We start from the raw sequence: 20619 nt of genomic DNA, 5'->3' as shown, positions 1-20619 counted from the left end.
ATAAGAATTAATATCAAAAAATAGAGAAAGGAGAATTTGAGTTCACTCAAATTCTCCTTTCTCACTATTTGAAGCTAGTTATGTCCCAGCCTCTTTATTATTTTTTTAAAGCGAGAACGGTTTCCTCATCAGGGGTCACATAAATCGTTTGCTGATTATCATAGATGACGAACCCCGGCTTTGCACCGCTCGGCTTTTTGACATGTCTAATCTGTGTAAAATCTACAGGAACTGAGCTGGAATTACGCGCTTTGCTGAAATAGGCTGCAAGTGATGCTGCTTCTAGAATTGTTTGCTCCATTGGTTCTTTGCTGCGAATGACTACATGGGACCCTGGGATATCTTTCGTGTGGAGCCAAATCTCATCTCTGCCTGCCAGCTTATTTGTTAAGTAATCATTTTGTTTATTATTTTTTCCGACTAATATTTCTGTTCCGTCCGAAGATATGTAGCGATCTAGAACAGGCTTGGCATTTTGGACTTTTTTATTTTTTCGCTTCTGTTTATCTTTTATATAATGACCTTCAATAAGCTCTTCGCGAATTTCCTCGATATCCTTCGGTGAAGCCGATTCAACCTGCTGCAGCAATGCTTCAAAATATGCTTGCTCTTTTCTAGCGATCTCGATCTGTTCTTTTACGATACTAATAGCATTTTTCGCTTTTTGATATTTAGTAAAATACTTTTGAGCATTTTCCGAAGGCGTTTTTTGCGGCTCTAATGGAATGGTTACGGTAGCCCCATTTTCATCATAGTAATTGATGACTTCGATTTCCTTCATTCCTTTTTGAATCGCAAATATATTAGCTGTCACTAATTCGCCATACAGCTGATGAATATCCGCGTTTTCTGCTTCCTTTAAAGTAGCTAAAAGCTTATCGATTTTCTTCTCGTTTTTTTCTTTTTCGTTCAGGATAAATCGTTCGAGATCATGTGCTTGCTGTTTCACACGGTCACGGTCAGCCTTGCCAAAATAATAGCGATCAAGCATTTCGCTAAGTGATTGAAACTCCCTCGCCGTTCCTTGTAAATAAGTTAATGGAAAAAGATAATAGCTCTCTTTCGCTTCACTCATTGTTATAGCGGGCTGCAGTTGCTGTGCCTTCACTTTTTGCAATAATGCTAAAAACGTCTTCGGCAAAGTTGTCCGATTAGCTAAGCCTGCCTGAAAGATAACTTCCTTTGCGAAAAGGGGAGATATTCCAGCAAAGCTTGAGACGAGCTGCTTATCGAGCTTCCCGCTATTAAAATCCAATTGCCGCAACACTTCCGTTTCGTCTGCTTGAAATGGATTTAATTTATTTTGACTTGGCGGCAATATGTATTCGTGTCCAGGCAATATGGCCCTATGTGAATTGACGGCAAATGAAACATGCTTAATACTATCTAGAATCATATTTCTTGTTTTATCGACTAATGTAATATTGCTATGCCGGCCCATAATTTCAACAATTAATTGTTTATAGGACGTATCCCCGATTTCGTTCCGCCCTTTTACTTCAAAAATAATAATCCGATCTAATTCCACCTGCTTGATATCTTCAAGAAAATACCCTTCTAAATGCTTTCTTAAAAGCATACAAAACATAGGCGGCTCTGCTGGGTTTTCATGTGTTTCATTTGTCAGCTGCACCCTTGCATAGCTTGGATGCGCAGATAGGAGGAGCTTATGATTTTTTCCGTTCGCTCTTACTACTAAAATAATTTCATTTTTATAAGGCTGATGAATTTTATTAATTCTTCCGCCTTTTAATTCACGGGTCAATTCTTCTGTCATGGCCCTAGTAAATAAACCGTCAAATGACATAAGGGAACATCCTCTTCTTATATTTTTATTACACTTGCCTATACAAAGTGAGGCGACGCAACAATATTAGCGCTTTACGGACAACAGGACCGTTATTTGAGGAAAAGGGTGTTTATTTCTGATGTTTGCGGACTTACGTTCCGTTATTAGGTGAAGATGCATCAATTTCCTACTGTTTTTCGGGTAACAGCATCCTCTGTGTCCGGTTAGCCTTAAATTTAGGTAATTCAATAGAAATAACGGATTCAGTGTCCGCTCAATTCTTCTTCATTGGCATTTATCCTGCTCTCCTAAATATAATAGCATTTTTTTGGACGAGTCTGAATAAGCTTTCTTTAGACAAGGCTGTTTTCGGGGTGATGTTTGAAAATTTAAAGGGGTGGTAGGTCCGAATGCTGTCATTATAAAGGCATCTTTTCATAATAACGGTCATAACTCTAGTTTGTACAAATATTTGCTTTTTGACAATAGGAGGAAGTGTGATGTCTGATGAAATTTCATGAAATGAATGAAACAGAAGTTGAGCAGGCCCTTAATTCTGATAAGAAAGCCGGTTTAACTAAAGACGATGTAAAAAACCGAAGAAAACAATTTGGCTATAATGAATTGGAAGAAGGAGAAAAACAGTCTGCCATACTTATATTTTTTAGCCAATTTAAGGATTTCATGGTCCTTGTTTTACTGGCAGCGACGCTTGTTTCAGGGCTTCTTGGTGAATACATAGATGCTGTCGCTATTATTGCGATTGTGTTAATAAATGGGTTGCTTGGTTTTTTTCAAGAGCGGAAGGCGGAAAAATCATTAGCTGCATTGAAAGAGCTTTCGGCGCCTCAAGTTAGCGTTTTAAGAGATGGGGAATGGATGAAGATTCCCTCAAAGGAAGTTGTCGTTGGAGACATTATTAAATTTTCAAGTGGAGACCGAATCGGGGCAGATGTGAGATTACTAGAATCCAATAGCCTTGAAGTGGAAGAATCTGCGCTTACTGGAGAATCTCTGCCGGTTTCGAAAACAACAGGCTCTATTAAAGCAGCAAATCTAGGGATTGGCGATATGGAAAACATGGCATTCATGGGCACATTAGTCACCCGCGGAAGCGGAGTAGGACTAGTCGTTGCCATCGGGATGAAAACAGCGATGGGGCAAATTGCTGATTTGCTGCAAAAGGCTGAAACGATGACAACCCCATTGCAGCGCAGGCTCGAGCAGCTTGGAAAAATTCTTATTACCGTCGCTCTATTACTTACTGTTCTCGTAGTTGTTGTTGGGGTTTTACAAGGGCATGATCTATACACGATGTTCCTTGCTGGAGTTTCATTAGCTGTTGCTGCTATTCCAGAAGGGCTTCCAGCTATTGTGACGGTTGCTTTATCCCTCGGCGTCCAAAGAATGATTAAGAAGAAGGCAATTGTAAGGAAGCTTCCTGCTGTTGAAACCCTTGGTTGTGCATCGGTTATCTGCTCAGATAAAACAGGAACAATGACGCAAAACAAAATGACTGTTACTCACCTTTGGAGCGGCGGCGACGTTTGGCGTGTTGATGGGGTTGGCTATGAACCTCAAGGAAAGTTCTATCGAAATGACAAGCAAATAGAATTAAAGAATGAAAAATCACTTCAGCAATTGCTTATGTTTGGAATGCTCTGCAATCATGCAGAAATAAAACAAAAAAATAATGAATATGTTATCGATGGAGATCCGACAGAAGGGGCATTGCTCGTTGCGGCAATGAAAGCAGGATACAGCCGAAACACTTTATTAAGCCAATATACAATCATGAAGGAATTCCCGTTTGATTCGTCCAGAAAAATGATGAGCATCGTTGTAAAGGATTACAATGGCAGGCAATTTATTGTCACAAAAGGAGCACCCGATGTGTTGGCTGGAATATCCAGAAGTGTGCTTTGGGACGGAAAACGCAAGCTTTTGTCTCGTGATGTTTCTAATATCATTCAAGAAGCAATTGAAGGCTTAGCTTCACAAGCCTTAAGAACCATTGCGATAGGATTTAGAGAAATTCCTGAAAACACAATCATTTTACATGAAAAAGAGGCAGAAAGAGATCTTACCTTTATTGGACTTCATGGCATGATTGACCCTCCACGACCAGAAGTAAAGGATGCTGTGAAGGAATGCCGGGACGCAGGAATTAAAACAGTCATGATTACCGGTGATCATGTGATTACCGCCAAAGCAATAGCAAGTCAGCTCGGGATTTTAACGAACAGCTCAAAGGTTTTAGATGGAAAAGCCCTTTCAGAAATGAATGTTAATGAATTGGAAGAAATAGTCGATGATGTATCTGTATTTGCTAGAGTTTCCCCGGAGCATAAGCTGAAAATAGTTAAGGCTTTACAGAACAAAGGCCATATAGTGGCAATGACAGGTGATGGGGTTAATGATGCGCCGGCCATTAAGGCTGCAGATATCGGGGTAGCGATGGGGATAACAGGGACAGATGTGGCAAAGGAAGCATCAGCATTAGTTCTGCTTGATGACAATTTTGCTACGATTAAAGCAGCAATTAAAGAAGGCAGAAATATTTACGAGAATATTAGAAAGTTTATTAGATATTTGCTGGCGTCCAATGTTGGTGAAATTCTTGTTATGCTTTTTGCAATGCTGCTTGGTTATCCTCTTCCGTTAGTGCCTATTCAAATTCTTTGGGTAAACCTAGTAACGGATGGCTTGCCTGCAATGGCTTTAGGCTTAGATCAGCCTGAGGATGATGTGATGAAACGGAAGCCACGAAATCCTAGAGAGGGAGTATTTGCTAGAGGACTTGGCTGGAAAGTTGTATCACGAGGCTTTTTGATCGGGGTTGTTACTTTAATTGCCTTCATCATCGTCTACAATAAAAATCCAGATGATCTAGCCTATGCACAAACAATTGCTTTTTCCACCTTAGTAATGGCTCAGCTTATTCACGTATTTGATTGCCGCAGTGAGAAATCAGTCTTTGCAAGAAATCCATTTGGCAACAAATATTTAGTTTGGGCAGTTATTTCATCATTGGCTTTATTGTTTGTTGTTATTTACTATCCGCCATTACAGCCAATATTCCATACAGTGCCAGTGGAAATGAAAGATTGGTTTATGATTACTGGGCTTGCTGCTTTACCGACATTTTTATTAGCGGGTTCCTTTTTGGCAAGAAAAAGAAAATAAGATATGGTATAATCCAAAAGGTAATAGAGCATTTTCTATTGCCTTTTTATTTCGTATACAAATTTTTAAATACATTTTTCCTTACTTATGGTAAAATACGAACTAATGTTTAAAACTTTTTGTAATCCATTGATCAGGGCGTGTTTAATATGGTTATTAGTATGACTGGATTTGGCAGAGGGAAGAAGAATGAAGGTTCTTTTACTGCTATAGTTGAAGTTAAATCGGTAAATCATCGATTTTCTGAATACCAAATTAGAATGCCGAAACAGCTTCTTTATCTGGAAGATAAAATTAAGAAAAAGATTAGTGAATATGTTCAAAGAGGCAGAACCGAAGTGTATATTACAGTTGAGGGACAGAGCCTGACAAGTCGGCATGTTCAAATAGATTGGGCATTATTAGACGAATATGTTAATTACATAACGGATATTAAAAAGAAATATGCAATTGAAACTGAAATTACGCTACAAGATGTAACGAGAGAAGAGCTTATTTTAATTGTAGATAAAGAAACGAATAATGAAAATGTAGAATGCGTGTTGCTTGCCGCTGTAGAAGAGGCGTGTCAACAATTATGTCAAATGCGTAAGTTAGAGGGTGTAGAGCTCGAAAAGGATCTAAACTCTAACTTTCGTAAATTAAATGAGCGGCTTTCTGAATTAAAGGAGCAAGCCCCGAAAGTAGTACAGCAATATCAAGAGAAACTAGCGAAGAGGATGTCTGATTTTTTGAATGGGCAAGTAGATGAAGCACGATTGTTAACGGAAGTAGCTATTTTCGCCGATAAATCAGATATTAACGAGGAAGTTACTCGTCTTTATAGTCATATCAATCAGTTCTCACAAACATTGCCAGTGAATGAACCGATTGGAAGAAAATTAGATTTCATCCTTCAGGAGATGAATCGTGAAGTGAATACGATCGGTTCGAAAGCAAATGATTCTTCTATTGCTTTTTTCGTAGTAGAAATGAAGAGCTTGCTGGAGAAAATGAAGGAACAGGTCCAAAATATTGAATGACTGTTTAGAAAAAGGCTCGCGGGGCCAAAATATATAACTGATACTTGGAGGAACCTGATGGCGATTAAATTAATAAATATTGGCTTTGGCAATATTGTTTCAGCCAATCGTATAATCTCTATAGTAAGCCCCGAATCAGCACCGATAAAAAGAATCATACAAGATGCTCGTGATCGCGGTTCATTAATAGATGCAACTTATGGCAGGCGGACGAGGGCAGTTATTGTGATGGATAGTGACCACGTCATTCTCTCAGCAGTTCAGCCAGAAACCGTTGCTCACCGTTTAGATGACAGAGATGATACTAGTGATGAAGGGTAGGATTGAATAATGAAGGAAAAAGGTTTATTGATTGTTTTGTCCGGCCCTTCCGGTGTAGGGAAGGGAACAGTTCGGAAAGAGATCTTTTCGCAGCCGGATACTGCATTTGAATACTCTATTTCAATGACAACTAGGTCACCAAGGGAAGGAGAGGTTGATGGAATAGACTATTTCTTCAAATCCCGTGAAGAATTTGAGGCTTTAATTGAACAAGAAAAACTTCTTGAGTATGCGGAATTCGTTGGGAATTATTATGGTACACCTGTTGATTATGTGCAAGAGACATTGGATAATGGAAAGGATGTTTTCTTAGAAATCGAAGTACAGGGTGCTCGTCAAGTACGCAAAAAATTCCCGGATGGCTTATTCATTTTTCTTGTTCCGCCAAGTCTATCGGAACTAAAAAACAGAATTGTCACAAGAGGAACAGAAACGGAAGATATTATTAACAACCGGATGTCGGTTGCAAAAGAAGAAATTGAAATGATGAACTTGTATGATTATGTCGTGGAAAATGACCAAATAGAGCTTGCATGTGAAAGAATTAAAGCAATTGTCGTTGCCGAACATTGCCGAAGAGAACGTGTAGAGCCACGATATATAAAAATGCTGGAGGTTGAATAATATATGCTATATCCTTCTATTGATTCATTAATGACAAAAATTGATTCTAAATATTCACTTGTATCTGTAGCTGCAAAGCGCGCCCGCATGATGCAAGTAAATGCAAAGCCACAGCTTGATAAATATGTATCTCACAAAAATGTAGGCAAAGCATTAGAAGAAATCAATGCGGACCAGCTTCACTACCGTCTTGCAAAAAAGCAAAAGGATGAAGCTTACGAATAGGACCTGATTAATAACAACCGTAACTGGTTGTTATTTTTATTTCTTAACTAAATTGTTTAGGTAAAAAGTAAGGTCAATTATGATTAAAAGATGAAAAAAAAAGGCACTTCTTGCATAATAAAGGTAGAACTTGTTGGTGGATGGAGGTCCGATTATGCTCATCGGTAAAAAAATTCTTTTATGCGTTACAGGCGGCATTGCCGTTTATAAGTCTGTTGCCTTGACTAGTAAACTAACTCAGGCTGGTGCAGACGTAAAGGTTATTCTAAGTGAATCAGCTGAAAAATTTGTTACCCCCTTAACATTTCAAGCTATGTCTCGAAATGATGTTTATACAGATACATTTGATGAAAAAGATTCTAAAGTGATTGCCCATATCGATCTAGCTGATTGGGCTGATTTAATTTTAATTGCACCTGCCACAGCAAATATTATCGGAAAGCTGGCAAATGGGATTGCGGATGATATGATTACGACTACACTGCTAGCTGCTACAGCTCCTGTTTGGGTTGCACCTGCAATGAATGTCCATATGTACAATCACCCAGCTGTTCAGAAAAACATGAACACGCTGCACAGCTTCGGTTATAGGTTTATCGAGCCGGGAGAAGGATATCTTGCATGCGGATATGTAGGGAAAGGGAGACTGGAGGAGCCAGAGAGGATAACAGAACTGATTGGGGACCATTTTCAAACAAACCTTATAAATCTATCAGGAACAAAGCTTGTTATTACAGCTGGTCCTACTAGGGAAAAAATTGACCCAGTCAGATATATTACGAATCATTCTTCGGGAAAAATGGGCTATGCGATTGCAGAGGAGGCTGCAAAGGCCGGCGCAAATGTAATGCTCATTTCTGGTCCTGTTTCACTAAAAACTCCAGCTGGTGTAAATGTAATAAAGGTAGAGAGCGCTGAAGAAATGTACAAGGCCGTAATGGCCCAATACGAAAATGCAGATATCGTGATAAAAACGGCTGCGGTTGCAGACTATCGTCCAAAAATAACATATGATCATAAAGTAAAAAAACAGCCAGGAGAACAAAGCATAGAGCTTGAGAGAACGAAGGATATTCTTTTTGAACTTGGTCAAGCAAAAAAACATCAAATTTTAATAGGGTTTGCTGCGGAAACAGATCATGTGGCAGAGTACGCCCGTGAAAAGCTTAAGAAAAAAAATGCCGATATGATTGTCGGAAATAATGTAAAAACCGAAGGAGCAGGCTTTGGAACTGACACGAATATTGTGACGTTATTTAAACGGGACGGCACCCAAGAAGAGCTCCCGCTTATGTCAAAGCATGAGGTTGCAGCAAAAATACTCCATGAAGCTTCACTTTTATTAAGGAATGAACATAAATGAACATTGCCAGTGTAATCGTTGATGTACCGGCAAGACAAACAGACAGGGCTTTTGATTATTTAATCCCGGATCATTTAATAGATGTTATACAAATTGGGATGAGGGTGATCGTTCCTTTTGGACCGAGAAAAATTCAAGGCTTTGTGACGGAAATCAAAGCTAATTCTAATTTCAAACTATTAAAAAAGTTAATCGAGCCAATGGATTTAACTCCTGTATTGAATCAAGAACTCTTAACATTAGGAGATTGGTTAACGGAAACAACACTCTGTTATAAGATTTCAGCCTACCAAGTCATGCTCCCTGCTGCTTTAAAGGCTAAATATGAAAAAAAACTTAAACTAATCGCAGACAACAATTCAGTTGAATTACCACCTCTGGTTAAAGAGGTTTTCGTCAACCGGGACATTATTTCCTGGCAGGAAGCAGTTGAGAAGGGCTATTTATCTATGCTGCAGAAAGAGGTAACGAACGGGACAGTTGAAATTTTATATGAAGTAAAGGAACGAGTAAGAAAGAAAAAGCTTAAGGCAATATCTACAAATTTAAGTAATGAAGAACTATATGCTGAAATAGAAAACTTGCTGCCTCAAGCTAATAAACAAAAGCAAGTGCTGGAGTTTTTTATACAGTCTGAGGAGAAAAACATTGAGCTGCGTGAGCTTCTCTTAAAGGTTGAAATTACCTCTTCTGTTGTGAATGGATTAATCAACAAAGGGATATTGCAGCAAACTGAATTAGAGGTATACAGGGATCCTTTTGGGGAACGAACTTTTGTAAGAACGGAACCATTGCCTTTATCACCTGACCAAGAAAATGCGATTAAGCCAATCTTATCAACGATTGAAATGGAAAGCCATGAAACTTTTTTATTATATGGTGTAACCGGGAGCGGCAAAACGGAGGTTTATCTGCAATCCATTCAAATGGTCCTTGAGAAGGGAAAAGAAGCGATTGTCCTCGTTCCCGAAATTTCACTAACCCCGCAAATGGTGAAAAGATTTAAGGGGAGATTTGGCGACCAAGTAGCCGTCCTTCACAGCGGACTTTCAACAGGTGAAAAATATGATGAATGGCGTAAGATTCAACGGCAGGAAGTAAAGGTAGTAGTCGGTGCCAGATCAGCCATTTTCGCTCCTTTCCAAAATCTCGGAATCATCATCATTGATGAGGAGCATGAGACTAGCTATAAACAAGAAGATAATCCGAGATATCATGCCCGCGATGTGGCGGTCCATAGGGCGGCTACCCATAAATGTCCTGTCGTCCTAGGAAGTGCGACCCCTTCTCTCGAGTCATTTGCAAGGGCACAAAAAGGAGTTTACAAGCTTCTATCGATGCCGAAGAGAATGAATAATCAAGCCTTGCCTGAAGTAGCCATCATCGATATGAGAGAAGAATTGAGATCCGGAAACCGCTCGATGTTTTCACAAACACTGCTCGAAAAAATAAAAGATCGATTAGAAAAAAAGGAACAAATTGTTTTATTTCTAAATAAAAGGGGCCACTCTTCCTTTGTCATGTGCAGGGATTGCGGATATGTTGTTAATTGTCCTAACTGTGACATCTCTTTAACATATCATCGGTTTAGCCAGCAGATGAAATGCCATTATTGCGGCTATGAGGCACATGTACCAACAAACTGCCCAGAATGCCAGAGTGAGCATATTCGCTATTTTGGCACGGGGACGCAAAAAGTCGAAGAGGAACTTGCAAAAGTTCTTCCTGAAGCAAGTGTGATCCGCATGGATGTAGATACAACGAGTAAAAAGGGTGCCCATGAGAAACTCCTCGATCAATTCCAGGAGGGGCATGCTGATATCCTTCTTGGAACGCAAATGATTGCAAAAGGACTGGATTTCCCTAACATCACCTTAGTTGGTGTATTATCCGCTGATACAATGCTCCACCTCCCAGATTTCAGATCGTCTGAGAAAACCTTTCAGCTGCTGACACAAGTTAGCGGACGGGCAGGAAGGCATGAACTTGAAGGAGAGGTTGTTATTCAAACATATACCCCTGAGCATTACAGCGTTGAATTAGCAGGAGAGCAGGATTATGCCCGTTTTTATGATAAAGAAATGATGGTAAGGAAAATCCACAAATACCCGCCGTTTTACTATATATCCCTAGTGACTGTTAGCCATGAGGAGCTAATGAAGACGGTCTCTGTTACAGAAAAAATCACAGCCTATATCAGGTCCAGGCTATCTAATGAAGCAATATGTCTTGGCCCTGTTGCTTCTCCAATCCCTAGGATTAATAATAGATATAGATACCAATGTTTGATAAAATACAAACGGGAACCAGCGTTAGGCGAGTCTCTCAAAAAGATGCTTGATCACTATCAGCACGAGATTCATTCAGGTGGACTGCAAATTTCCGTTGATCTAAATCCATATATATTAATGTAATATAATTGAAGAAAGATTTAGATAAATTTAGTTATGAATCATGTGAAAATAGTTGAAAATAGGTAAATAAGAAGCCATTGGAGGAACTAGATTGTCAGTCAGAAAAATTGTCACTTATCCTTCTGAAATATTAGAGGTACAGTGTAAACCAGTAAAGTTTTTTGATAAAAAACTCGTAAAAATATTAAATGATATGTATGATACGATGATTGAATTTGACGGGGTTGGACTTGCCGCCCCACAAATCGGCCTTGATCAGCAAATAGCGATTGTCGATATTGATGATGATAGCGGCACAATCGAAATGATCAATCCGGAAATATTGGAAATAAAGGGAGAACAGATTGGGCCAGAAGGCTGCTTGAGTTTTCCAGGGTTATATGGAGAAGTAAATAGACCTGCTTATGTGAAAATCAAAGCACAAGATCGGAAAGGGAAACTTTATACACTTGAAGCAGAGGATTTCTTGGCAAGAGCGATTTTACACGAAATTGATCATCTTCAAGGAATTCTTTTTACTTCCAAAGTCATTAGATACCTTGAAGAATCTGAGCTGGAAGGAGCGGAGTAATATGACAAAAATTGTTTTTATGGGAACACCTGACTTCTCTGTTCCTGTCCTGCAGCAAATTATTAATGATGGCTTTGAGGTGATTGCCGTTGTTACACAGCCTGACCGTCCTGTAGGGAGAAAAAGGGTATTAACACCTCCTCCTGTGAAGGCAGAGGCGGAAATCCATGGGATCCCTGTTTATCAGCCGGAAAAAATCAGAGATAGAGAAGAGCTAGACAAAATCCTAGCTTTGAATCCTGATTTAATCGTAACTGCCGCATTTGGGCAAATCTTGCCTAAGGAGCTATTAGAAGCTCCAAAATACGGCTGTATAAATGTTCATGCTTCCTTGCTTCCGGAATTAAGAGGTGGTGCACCTATCCACTATTCCATTATTCAAGGAAAGAAAAAGACGGGGATTACGATTATGTATATGGTCGAGAAGCTTGATGCAGGGGATATATTAACCCAAGTGGAGGTGCCAATTACAGAAACTGATACAGTTGGTACGCTTCACGATAAGCTTAGTGTGGCAGGTTCAAAGCTTTTATCCGATACTTTGCCTAAGCTGATCAAAGGGGAATTGCAGCCTACCCCTCAAAATGATGCTGAAGCGACCTTTGCCTCAAATATTAAAAGAGAGCAGGAAAAAATTGATTGGAAAAAAACAGGTGAGGATATTTATAACCATATACGCGGGTTAAATCCTTGGCCAGTTGCTTATACAACATTAAACGATGCCGTCATTAAAGTTTGGTGGTCTGAAAAAGTGAAAGAGGATTCAAAACAGGCGCCCGGGACCATTATAAGAATAGAGGACGAAGCATTAGTCATTGCAACAGAGAATGCGACCGCCATTAAAATTATCGAACTTCAGCCAGCAGGAAAGAAAAAGATGACTGCGGAGCAATTTTTAAGAGGAGCTGGTTCACAAGTACAGATTGGGGATCGTCTAGGAGTTGAACAATGAAAAAGAAGAACGTCCGTGAAACCGCAATGGACTTGTTGGAGACGATAGAAAAAAATCAGTCTTACAGCAATTTGCTTCTAAACAATTTTATTAACAAGAACCAAATTTGCTCAAAGGATACGGGCCTGCTAACCGAATTAACCTACGGAACTTTGCAAAGAAGAATGAGCCTTGATTTCTTTTTAAAGCCCTTTCTTAAGGGGAATAAAAAGGTTGAGAGCTGGGTCGTTCAATTACTGCGGCTTACTTTATATCAAATGATTTATTTGGATAAAATTCCGGACCGGGCAGCGATCTTTGAAGCAGTTGAAATTGCAAAAAACCGTGGCCATAAAGGAATTTCCGGAATGGTTAATGGCATTCTTCGAAATATTCAAAGGTCGGGCTTGCCTTCCTTGGAAACAATTGAGGACCCGATTGAAAGACTTTCTATCGAAACAAGTCACCCGTATTGGCTCGTGAAAAGATGGGCAGATCAGCTTGGGTATGAAAAAACGAAAGAAATGTGCGAACTTAATTTAACAGCTCCATTACAAACGGCAAGGGTCAATCTAACTAGAACGACAGTAGAAGAATGCATTAGGCTTTTGGAAGAGGATGGCTATCAGATTGAACAAAGCCCTGTCATTCCTGAAGCAATTAAATGTTACCGCGGCAACCTTGCCCATTCACAAATCTTCAAGGATGGGCTGATCACCATTCAAGATGAAAGCTCGATGCTTGCTGCATACGCCTTAGGTATTTCAGAAAATGAACGAATCTTAGATGCGTGCGCTGCTCCTGGAGGGAAATCTACTCATATAGCAGAGAAGCTTTCTAATACAGGTCAGGTTATTTCCCTTGATTTGCATGATCATAAAGTAAAACTGATTCAGGAAAATGCGACAAGGCTTAAATTATCCAATATAACAGCAACTCCCCTTGACAGCAGAAAGGTTCAAGAACATTTTGAACAAGCATCATTTGACCGTATTTTAATGGATGCCCCTTGTTCAGGTCTTGGCGTGATGAGAAGAAAACCTGATATGAAATATACGAAAAAAGAAGAAGATATTTTTCAATTAGCAGCCGTACAAAAAAACTTATTAAATGCGGTTTCCCCTTTATTGAAAAAAGGTGGTAATCTAGTTTATAGTACTTGTACGGTTGATGTTGAAGAGAATCAGCATGTAGTAGAGGCTTTTTTAAATGAGAATGATGAATTTGAAGGAGATCTATCTATGAAGGAACGGATGCCTAAGGCCATTCGTCCGCTTGTTAATGGGTTTCAGCTTCAAATTTTGCCGCAACATATTGGATCTGATGGCTTTTATATAGCCTGCTTAAGAAAGAAGGTAAAATGAATGGAACAAGCTACAAAGGAAGCAGTAACAACAGAACAAAAACCGTCCATATATTCTTTACAGCTGCATGAGTTAAAAGACTGGCTAGCAGAAATGAATGAAAAGACGTTTCGTGCCGATCAAATTTTTGATTGGCTTTACACGAAAAGGGTTTTAAGCTTTGATGACATGTCCAATTTATCGAAGGGATTACGAGAAAAATTATCTGATTCTTTTACTTTAACGACATTGAAAACGATTATTCAACAGCAATCCTCTGACGGAACGATTAAATTTTTATTTGAACTTCATGATGGGTATTCGATTGAAACCGTCCTAATGAGGCATGAATACGGCAATTCTGTTTGTGTAACGACTCAGGTAGGCTGCAGAATTGGCTGTACATTTTGTGCATCTACACTAGGGGGATTAAAACGGAACCTAGAAGCAGGAGAAATCGTTGCTCAAGTCGTAAAAGTACAGCAGGCATTAGATGAAACAGAGGAAAGAGTCAGTTCGATCGTCATTATGGGGATTGGGGAACCTTTTGATAATTATGATCAAATGCTTTCCTTCTTAAAAATCGTCAATCATGATAAAGGGCTAAATATCGGAGCCCGTCATATTACAGTTTCAACAAGTGGAATCATTCCGAAGATTTATCAATTTGCTGATGAAAATTTGCAAATCAATTTTGCACTTTCTCTTCATGCACCAAACTCCGAGCTTAGAAGCCGGCTAATGCCAATTAATCGTGCCTATAAGCTGCCAGATTTAATGGAGGCCATCCGTTATTATATAAATAAAACCGGTAGACGCGTCAGCTTTGAGTACGGTTTATTCGGTGGAGTAAATGACCAGGTGGAGCATGCAGAGGAATTAGCAAAATTAGTAAAAGGAATTAAATGCCATATTAACTTAATCCCAGTTAATTACGTTCCTGAACGGGATTATGTCAGAACTCCGAAGGAACAAATTTTTAAATTTGAAAAGACATTAAAAAATCATGGTGTTAATGTAACGATTCGCAGAGAGCAAGGTCATGATATTGATGCAGCATGTGGACAACTTCGTGCGAAGGAGCGAAAAGAGGAGACGAGGTGACAAGATGAGAGCTGTTTTTAAGACAGACCGAGGCAGAATTCGTCAGCATAATGAAGATAACGGTGGAATATTTTTAAACCGCAGCGGCCAGCGCCTTGCCATTGTAGCAGATGGCATGGGCGGTCATCGTGCGGGAGATGTGGCAAGTGAAATGGCTTTAACAAATCTGCAGAAGCTATGGGGAGAAACAGAAGAGATTAAGACAGCAGATGAAGCTGAAGAATGGTTAAGGATCAATATTGAAAAGGGCAATACCATCCTCTTCGAACATTCAAAGAATACATCAGAATGTGAAGGAATGGGAACAACCCTTGTCGCTGCCATCTGTACAAAACATTTTGCTACCATTGCGAATATTGGGGATAGCCGTTGTTATATTTTAAATGAAAATGGTTATCAGCAGCTAACAGATGACCATTCACTTGTAAATGAATTAGTCCGTTCAGGACAAATTTCAAAAGAGGATGCAGAGCATCACCCGATGAAAAATGTTGTATTAAGAGCACTTGGAACAGAAGAAACGGTAAATATGGATATTAAGACAATCATTTTTGAGGAGGATGACCTTTTGCTTTTATGTTCAGATGGTCTCTCCAATAAGGTGACGGAGAAAGAAATGATTCATATACTTAAAGATGGTCAAGGGTTGGACGAAAAAGCTGCTGCACTTATTGATTTGGCAAATAATCATGGCGGCGAAGATAATATTACATTGGTCATTGTCGAATTTTTTGATAATGAATCAGGTGAACGTATATGATGATTGGAAGAAGAATTAGCGGAAGGTATAAAATTCTAGAGGTCATCGGCGGAGGCGGCATGGCTAATGTATATTTAGCGCATGATATGATTCTTGACCGTGATGTGGCAGTTAAGATGCTTCGCCTTGATTTTGCTAATGATGAGGAGTTTATCCGTCGTTTTCACCGAGAAGCCCAATCGGCAACAAGTCTTGCCCACCCTAATATCGTAAGTATTTACGATGTTGGTGAAGAGGATTCACTTTATTATATTGTCATGGAATATGTCGCTGGACAAACATTGAAACAATACATACTGCAAAACAGTCCTGTTCGTGTTGAAAAAGTGATTGAGATTATGAAGCAGCTGACCTCTGCGATTGCTCATGCTCATCAAAATCATATTATTCACCGAGATATTAAACCTCATAATATATTAATAGACAAGCATGGAAATGTGAAAATTACAGATTTCGGCATCGCCATGGCTTTAAGTGCAACAAGCATAACCCAGACGAATTCAGTTCTTGGGTCTGTTCATTATTTATCGCCTGAACAAGCAAGGGGCGGTATGGCAAACCGCAAGTCTGATATTTATTCTCTTGGAATTGTTATGTTTGAATTGCTGTCGGGAAGGCTGCCATTTTCCGGTGAGTCTGCTGTTTCCATAGCTCTAAAGCATTTGCAATCTGAAACACCTTCATTAAGAAGATGGAATCCATCCATTCCGCAAAGCCTGGAAAACATTGTTTTAAAAGCAACGGCAAAAGATCCCTTTCATCGCTATGAAAGTGCAGAAGAGATGGAAGATGATTTAAGCTCAAGCTTAGATCCTGAACGACTAGATGAGGCCAAATTTATCATTCCGGTCGATGATGATGCAACAAAAGCTATTCCTATTATTACAGATGAGCATTCTTTTCCGGCTAGAGATGAGACAGTTGTTCACGGGAAAGCCGTTCACCAAGCTGATGAAACTAAACCGAAAAAGGATAAGAAAAACAAGAAGGAAAAGAAAAAGAAATGGCCAGCGATATTAGTTTCTACGTTTATTGGCCTAATTATTTTAGGAATATTAGTTGTTTTTGTTCTTCCTGGTTTGTTTTCACCAAAAGAAGTGGTGGTTCCTGACTTAACTGGCGATGAGATCGATAAAGCAATAGCGGAGCTCGAAGCGGCAGGATTTAAGGTGAATGAACCGATCCGGATAAACGATGAGGAATTGGATGAAGGACTAGTCATAAGGACTGAACCTAAAGCAGGAAAAACGGTTAAAGAAGGTTCGGACATTGATATTTATGAAAGCTTGGGCAAGGAAAAGTTTGAAATAGCGGATTATACCGATCACTCTTATGATGATGTGGTTAGGTTATTAGGAGTAGAAGATTTTAAATTTATTGATAAAAAGGAAGTATATGATGAGGTCATTCCTTCTGGAAAGATAATCGAACAAAACATCGAAAAGGGTGAGCTAGTCGTTCCAGAGGACACGGTATTAGAATTTACCGTAAGTAAAGGACCAACTCCAATAACATTAAAAGATTTAAAAGGGCACAATAAAAAAGGGCTACAAGAATATGAGGCATCTACAGGGTTAATAATTGAAACAACAGAGGCATACTCAAATGAGATACAGGAAGGAAATGTTATTTCACAAGATCCTCCTCCAGGCACCGAGTTATCGAAAGGGAAAAAAGTGAAGGTCGTTATTTCTAAAGGGAAAGAGGAAATACCGCCAAAAGTAGTTGTTAGAGAGATCGTCGTTCCATATGAGCCGTCTGAGGATGGACTGCCACAGGAGGTTCAAATTTATATTGATGATATGTTGAGGGATTTGAATGAACCCGCTCTAACGGAGTACATTACAGAAACTAGGACATTTACAATCGAATTTACGATTGCTGCTGGACAACAAGCAGTTTACCAAGTAAGAAGAGACAATGAGTTAATTGATCAGAAATATGTGCCATTTTCTGAATAATGTTAAGGGTGCTCCTCAAACTAATGCTAAATAAACTTTTATGGTAAGGAGTGTTGCTATGCCTGAGGGCAAAATTATTAAGGCATTAAGCGGTTTTTATTATGTAATAAGTGATAATGAAACTGTCCAATGCCGCGGACGGGGAGTTTTTCGGAAGAATAAGGTGACTCCTCTTGTCGGTGATGAAGTCGTTTTTCAAGCTGAAAATGATAAAGAAGGCTATATATTAGAAGTTAAAGAACGGAAAAATGAGCTTGTCAGGCCGCCTATCGCGAATGTAGACCAAGCAATTCTTGTATTTTCAGCAGTTGAACCAAGCTTTAGTACAGCACTGCTAGATCGGTTTCTTGTATTAGTAGAGTTTAATCATATTAAACCAATTATTTGCATTACAAAAATGGATTTAACAAATGATGAACAATACGAGGAAATTCAATCATATGCCAATGATTATCGAAAAGCTGGTTATCAAGTTTTATTAACTTCCTCAGAAACAGAGGAAGGAATTAAAGAATTGTCTCCATTTCTGGATGGAGAAATCTCTGTTTTTGCCGGACAGTCAGGGGTAGGAAAATCCTCCTTGCTAAATGCTTTAAGGCCAGATCTTGAATTAAAAACAAATGATATCTCCTCTCATTTAGGCAGGGGGAAACATACGACTAGACATGTTGAACTAATAAAGGTTGGCAACGGTCTGGTTGCCGACACTCCAGGATTTAGTTCATTGGAGTTTACCGATATTGAGCAGGAAGATGTAAACTTCTGTTTTCCCGAAATTCAGCAGCATAGTGAGGATTGTAAATTCAGAGGATGTCTTCACTTAGCAGAACCAAAATGTGCGGTGAAAATAGCGGTGGACAATCATGAAATTCCACTTTATCGATATGAGCACTACAAAACATTTTTGCAGGAAATTAAAGAGAGAAAGCCGAGGTACTAATTATGGTGAAAGTTGCACCATCGATCTTATCAGCTGATTTTGCCAAGCTTGGGGAAGAAATAAAAGATGTAGAAAAAGGGGGAGCAGATTATATCCATGTGGATGTAATGGATGGACATTTTGTTCCTAATATTACGATTGGTCCGCTTATCGTTGAAGCGATAAGACCGGTTACAAAGCTGCCTTTAGATGTCCATTTAATGATTGAAAACCCAGATCAATATATAGAGGCATTTGCGAAAGCGGGAGCAGATTATATTACCGTCCATGTGGAAGCTTGCCGTCATCTTCATCGGACGATTCATTTTATTAAATCCTTGGGGGTAAAGGCTGGTGTTGTTCTAAATCCAGCAACACCTGTAAATACGATTGAGCATATCATCGAGGATGTTGATATGGTATTGCTAATGACAGTTAACCCTGGCTTTGGCGGTCAAAAGTTCATTTCATCCGTTCTTCCGAAAATTACAGAAGTCAAAAGGATGGCTGACGAAAAAGGTCTAAACATTGAAATTGAAGTAGATGGCGGAGTAAATGAAGAAACAGCAAAGCTATGTATTGAGGCAGGCGCTAATGTTTTAGTTGCTGGTTCAGCTGTGTACAGTCAAAAGGATCGGGCTAAAGCAATTGCAGCAATAAAAGGCAATTTGATTCACTAAAACTTTCAAGGCTGACTCGAGGGATCAACTCCATTGACATCATGGAGTCTCCCACAATATGAGTCAGCCTTTTTCAAATGATGGAGATGGTATCGTGATTATTAATATACTTGCGGGAGGACCGGTAACCCTGCTGCCAAATTTAAGTACGTACAAGCAAGAAGGGGATATTTGGATAGGAGTTGATCGAGGCGTCTTAACCCTTCTCTCATTCGGGATTCACCCATCGATTGCCTTTGGGGATTTTGATTCGGTATCAGATAAGGAATTGGCCATGATTGAGGAGCGGATTTCAGACCTGAAACGTTATCAGCCTGAGAAGGATGAAACAGATATGGAGTTAGCATTAAACTGGGCAATCAAACAGAAGCCTGATTTCATTCGCGTATTTGGGGCTACGGGCGGAAGATTAGACCATTTTTTAGCTAATATACAGCTTCTTGTTAGGCCATTTCTGCAAGATGAAGATACCCAAATCGAAATCATTGACCAAAGTAATATCATCTATTTAAAAGGACCGGGAATTCACGAAATCAGAAGAAATCTTCAGTTTAAATATATCTCATTTATCCCACTATCACAGGAAATTACCGGTCTTACCTTAAACGGATTTAAGTATCCATTAAAGGATCGTCATATTCCTATGGGGTCCACGCTATGTATTAGTAATGAACTTATTAACGATATTGGGAATTTTTCATTTTCAAAAGGCATAATAATGGTTGTAAGAAGTAAAGATTAAGTTCCCCAATTATTAGTACTTATCATATTTATTTGAATAAGATGATAATGGCGAAGGCTTAGATGGATGTGTGAGATCGTGAGGAGGGACACGTGATATGAGATTTTATACAATTAAACTGCCTAGATTTTTGGGCGGCATCGTACGCGCAATGTTAGGAACCTTTAAGAAAAATTGAAGTTAGTCGGGCAAGAAATCGAAGCACCTGTCAAGGGTGCTTTATTTATTGCATTAAAAAAGACATCCAATTGGATGTCTTTTCATATTATACGCGTTCTACTTTACCAGATTTAAGTGCTCTTGCAGATACCCAAACACGCTGTGGCTTACCGTCTACAAGAATACGTACTTTTTGAAGGTTTGCACCCCAAGTACGCTTGTTAGCGTTCATTGCATGGGAACGTGCATTACCTGTTGTTGTTTTTCTACCAGTGACTACACATTTACGTGGCATATTATTTCCCTCCTTACACATAGGCTGAAGCTATTTTTCATGCTTTCGATGCTATGTTAGATGACCATTTTGATTTAATGTCGCGAAATCAATAAATTTGTAGACATTAAAAGATACTTTAATAATTTATCATACAACCCTTTATATTGCAATAGGTGTCTTTCAAGAAAAAATCCTTGACATACACTATAGAGCGGTAAGCTATAATAA

Annotated in this window: 19 protein-coding genes; 17 read left to right on the top strand and 2 right to left on the bottom strand. The window is 39.2% G+C overall.

The window, feature by feature from the left end; all coding sequences use genetic code 11:
* Window positions 1-97 precede the first annotated feature (97 nt).
* A complete protein-coding gene (locus tag AR328_RS02720; protein WP_066289271.1) occupies window positions 98-1807 on the bottom strand; it encodes an Rqc2 family fibronectin-binding protein in 1710 nt (569 codons plus the stop codon).
* A gap of 489 nt (window positions 1808-2296) precedes the next feature.
* Here AR328_RS02720 and AR328_RS02715 point away from each other — a divergent pair, with 489 nt between their 5' ends.
* From AR328_RS02715 to spoVM, 17 genes are all read left to right on the top strand, one after another.
* Window positions 2297-4975, top strand: a complete 2679-nt coding sequence (locus AR328_RS02715) for a calcium-translocating P-type ATPase, SERCA-type (RefSeq protein WP_066289269.1) — start codon at window positions 2297-2299, stop codon at window positions 4973-4975.
* Between the two features lie 149 nt (window positions 4976-5124).
* A complete protein-coding gene (locus AR328_RS02710; protein WP_066289266.1) occupies window positions 5125-5997 on the top strand; it encodes a YicC/YloC family endoribonuclease in 873 nt (290 codons plus the stop codon).
* Window positions 5998-6054: 57 nt separating this feature from the next.
* Complete coding sequence (remA, locus tag AR328_RS02705) at window positions 6055-6318, top strand: extracellular matrix/biofilm regulator RemA (protein WP_066289262.1); 264 nt, start codon at window positions 6055-6057, stop codon at window positions 6316-6318.
* Window positions 6319-6327: 9 nt separating this feature from the next.
* Window positions 6328-6942 (top strand): guanylate kinase, encoded by a 615-nt coding sequence (gene gmk / locus AR328_RS02700; protein WP_066289259.1) that lies wholly within the window; start codon window positions 6328-6330, stop codon window positions 6940-6942.
* A gap of 3 nt (window positions 6943-6945) precedes the next feature.
* Entirely contained in the window at window positions 6946-7167 is a 222-nt protein-coding gene (gene rpoZ, locus AR328_RS02695; protein WP_066289256.1) for a DNA-directed RNA polymerase subunit omega, read from the top strand.
* 154 nt (window positions 7168-7321) lie between these two features.
* Entirely contained in the window at window positions 7322-8530 is a 1209-nt protein-coding gene (gene coaBC, locus AR328_RS02690; protein WP_066289249.1) for a bifunctional phosphopantothenoylcysteine decarboxylase/phosphopantothenate--cysteine ligase CoaBC, read from the top strand.
* Complete coding sequence (priA, locus tag AR328_RS02685) at window positions 8527-10944, top strand: primosomal protein N' (protein WP_066289243.1); 2418 nt, start codon at window positions 8527-8529, stop codon at window positions 10942-10944. The genes coaBC and priA overlap by 4 nt, the downstream gene beginning before the upstream one ends.
* A gap of 91 nt (window positions 10945-11035) precedes the next feature.
* A complete protein-coding gene (gene def, locus AR328_RS02680; RefSeq protein WP_066289241.1) occupies window positions 11036-11515 on the top strand; it encodes a peptide deformylase in 480 nt (159 codons plus the stop codon).
* 1 nt (window position 11516) lies between these two features.
* Window positions 11517-12467 carry a methionyl-tRNA formyltransferase gene (gene fmt, locus AR328_RS02675; protein ID WP_066289234.1) on the top strand — a complete coding sequence of 317 codons (951 nt, stop codon included), beginning with the start codon at window positions 11517-11519 and terminating at the stop codon, window positions 12465-12467.
* Entirely contained in the window at window positions 12464-13810 is a 1347-nt protein-coding gene (gene rsmB, locus AR328_RS02670) for a 16S rRNA (cytosine(967)-C(5))-methyltransferase RsmB (protein WP_066289229.1), read from the top strand. The genes fmt and rsmB overlap by 4 nt, the downstream gene beginning before the upstream one ends.
* Window positions 13811-14893, top strand: a complete 1083-nt coding sequence (rlmN, locus tag AR328_RS02665; RefSeq protein ID WP_066289225.1) for a 23S rRNA (adenine(2503)-C(2))-methyltransferase RlmN — start codon at window positions 13811-13813, stop codon at window positions 14891-14893.
* Window positions 14894-14897: 4 nt separating this feature from the next.
* The gene (locus AR328_RS02660) at window positions 14898-15653 is read left to right on the top strand and encodes a Stp1/IreP family PP2C-type Ser/Thr phosphatase (protein ID WP_066289222.1); all 756 of its coding nucleotides are present in this window, start codon (window positions 14898-14900) and stop codon (window positions 15651-15653) included.
* A complete protein-coding gene (pknB, locus tag AR328_RS02655) occupies window positions 15650-17614 on the top strand; it encodes a Stk1 family PASTA domain-containing Ser/Thr kinase (protein ID WP_066289217.1) in 1965 nt (654 codons plus the stop codon). The genes AR328_RS02660 and pknB overlap by 4 nt, the downstream gene beginning before the upstream one ends.
* Window positions 17615-17672: 58 nt before the next feature.
* Window positions 17673-18554: a ribosome small subunit-dependent GTPase A gene (gene rsgA / locus AR328_RS02650; RefSeq protein ID WP_066289214.1), complete on the top strand. Its 882-nt coding sequence runs from the start codon at window positions 17673-17675 to the stop codon at window positions 18552-18554.
* Window positions 18555-18556: 2 nt separating this feature from the next.
* Entirely contained in the window at window positions 18557-19213 is a 657-nt protein-coding gene (rpe, locus tag AR328_RS02645; RefSeq protein ID WP_066289209.1) for a ribulose-phosphate 3-epimerase, read from the top strand.
* Window positions 19214-19307: 94 nt separating this feature from the next.
* A complete protein-coding gene (locus tag AR328_RS02640; protein ID WP_066290156.1) occupies window positions 19308-19955 on the top strand; it encodes a thiamine diphosphokinase in 648 nt (215 codons plus the stop codon).
* Between the two features lie 97 nt (window positions 19956-20052).
* Complete coding sequence (spoVM, locus tag AR328_RS02635) at window positions 20053-20133, top strand: stage V sporulation protein SpoVM (protein WP_066289202.1); 81 nt, start codon at window positions 20053-20055, stop codon at window positions 20131-20133.
* A gap of 87 nt (window positions 20134-20220) precedes the next feature.
* Here spoVM and rpmB read toward each other — a convergent pair whose 3' ends face one another.
* Complete coding sequence (rpmB, locus tag AR328_RS02630) at window positions 20221-20409, bottom strand: 50S ribosomal protein L28 (RefSeq protein WP_066289197.1); 189 nt, start codon at window positions 20407-20409, stop codon at window positions 20221-20223.
* Window positions 20410-20619 lie beyond the last annotated feature (210 nt).

Source organism: Bacillus sp. FJAT-29937, from assembly GCF_001509555.1.
In the GTDB taxonomy this organism is placed as follows: domain Bacteria; phylum Bacillota; class Bacilli; order Bacillales; family Cytobacillaceae; genus Cytobacillus.
This window is presented reverse-complemented; position numbering and strand designations above follow the sequence as displayed.

What these genes read in the sequence shown, in the direction of transcription:
- rsgA (WP_066289214.1), top strand. Translation starts at nt 17,673, where the DNA reads ATGCCTGAGGGCAAAATTATTAAGGCATTAAGCGGTTTTTATTATGTA.
- rlmN (WP_066289225.1), top strand. Translation starts at nt 13,811, where the DNA reads ATGGAACAAGCTACAAAGGAAGCAGTAACAACAGAACAAAAACCGTCC.
- rpoZ (WP_066289256.1), top strand. Translation starts at nt 6,946, where the DNA reads ATGCTATATCCTTCTATTGATTCATTAATGACAAAAATTGATTCTAAA.
- rpmB (WP_066289197.1), bottom strand. Translation starts at nt 20,409, where the DNA reads ATGCCACGTAAATGTGTAGTCACTGGTAGAAAAACAACAACAGGTAAT.
- rpe (WP_066289209.1), top strand. Translation starts at nt 18,557, where the DNA reads ATGGTGAAAGTTGCACCATCGATCTTATCAGCTGATTTTGCCAAGCTT.
- priA (WP_066289243.1), top strand. Translation starts at nt 8,527, where the DNA reads ATGAACATTGCCAGTGTAATCGTTGATGTACCGGCAAGACAAACAGAC.
- AR328_RS02710 (WP_066289266.1), top strand. Translation starts at nt 5,125, where the DNA reads ATGGTTATTAGTATGACTGGATTTGGCAGAGGGAAGAAGAATGAAGGT.
- gmk (WP_066289259.1), top strand. Translation starts at nt 6,328, where the DNA reads ATGAAGGAAAAAGGTTTATTGATTGTTTTGTCCGGCCCTTCCGGTGTA.
- AR328_RS02715 (WP_066289269.1), top strand. Translation starts at nt 2,297, where the DNA reads ATGAAATTTCATGAAATGAATGAAACAGAAGTTGAGCAGGCCCTTAAT.
- coaBC (WP_066289249.1), top strand. Translation starts at nt 7,322, where the DNA reads ATGCTCATCGGTAAAAAAATTCTTTTATGCGTTACAGGCGGCATTGCC.
- remA (WP_066289262.1), top strand. Translation starts at nt 6,055, where the DNA reads ATGGCGATTAAATTAATAAATATTGGCTTTGGCAATATTGTTTCAGCC.
- fmt (WP_066289234.1), top strand. Translation starts at nt 11,517, where the DNA reads ATGACAAAAATTGTTTTTATGGGAACACCTGACTTCTCTGTTCCTGTC.
- rsmB (WP_066289229.1), top strand. Translation starts at nt 12,464, where the DNA reads ATGAAAAAGAAGAACGTCCGTGAAACCGCAATGGACTTGTTGGAGACG.
- pknB (WP_066289217.1), top strand. Translation starts at nt 15,650, where the DNA reads ATGATGATTGGAAGAAGAATTAGCGGAAGGTATAAAATTCTAGAGGTC.
- AR328_RS02720 (WP_066289271.1), bottom strand. Translation starts at nt 1,807, where the DNA reads ATGTCATTTGACGGTTTATTTACTAGGGCCATGACAGAAGAATTGACC.
- AR328_RS02660 (WP_066289222.1), top strand. Translation starts at nt 14,898, where the DNA reads ATGAGAGCTGTTTTTAAGACAGACCGAGGCAGAATTCGTCAGCATAAT.
- spoVM (WP_066289202.1), top strand. Translation starts at nt 20,053, where the DNA reads ATGAGATTTTATACAATTAAACTGCCTAGATTTTTGGGCGGCATCGTA.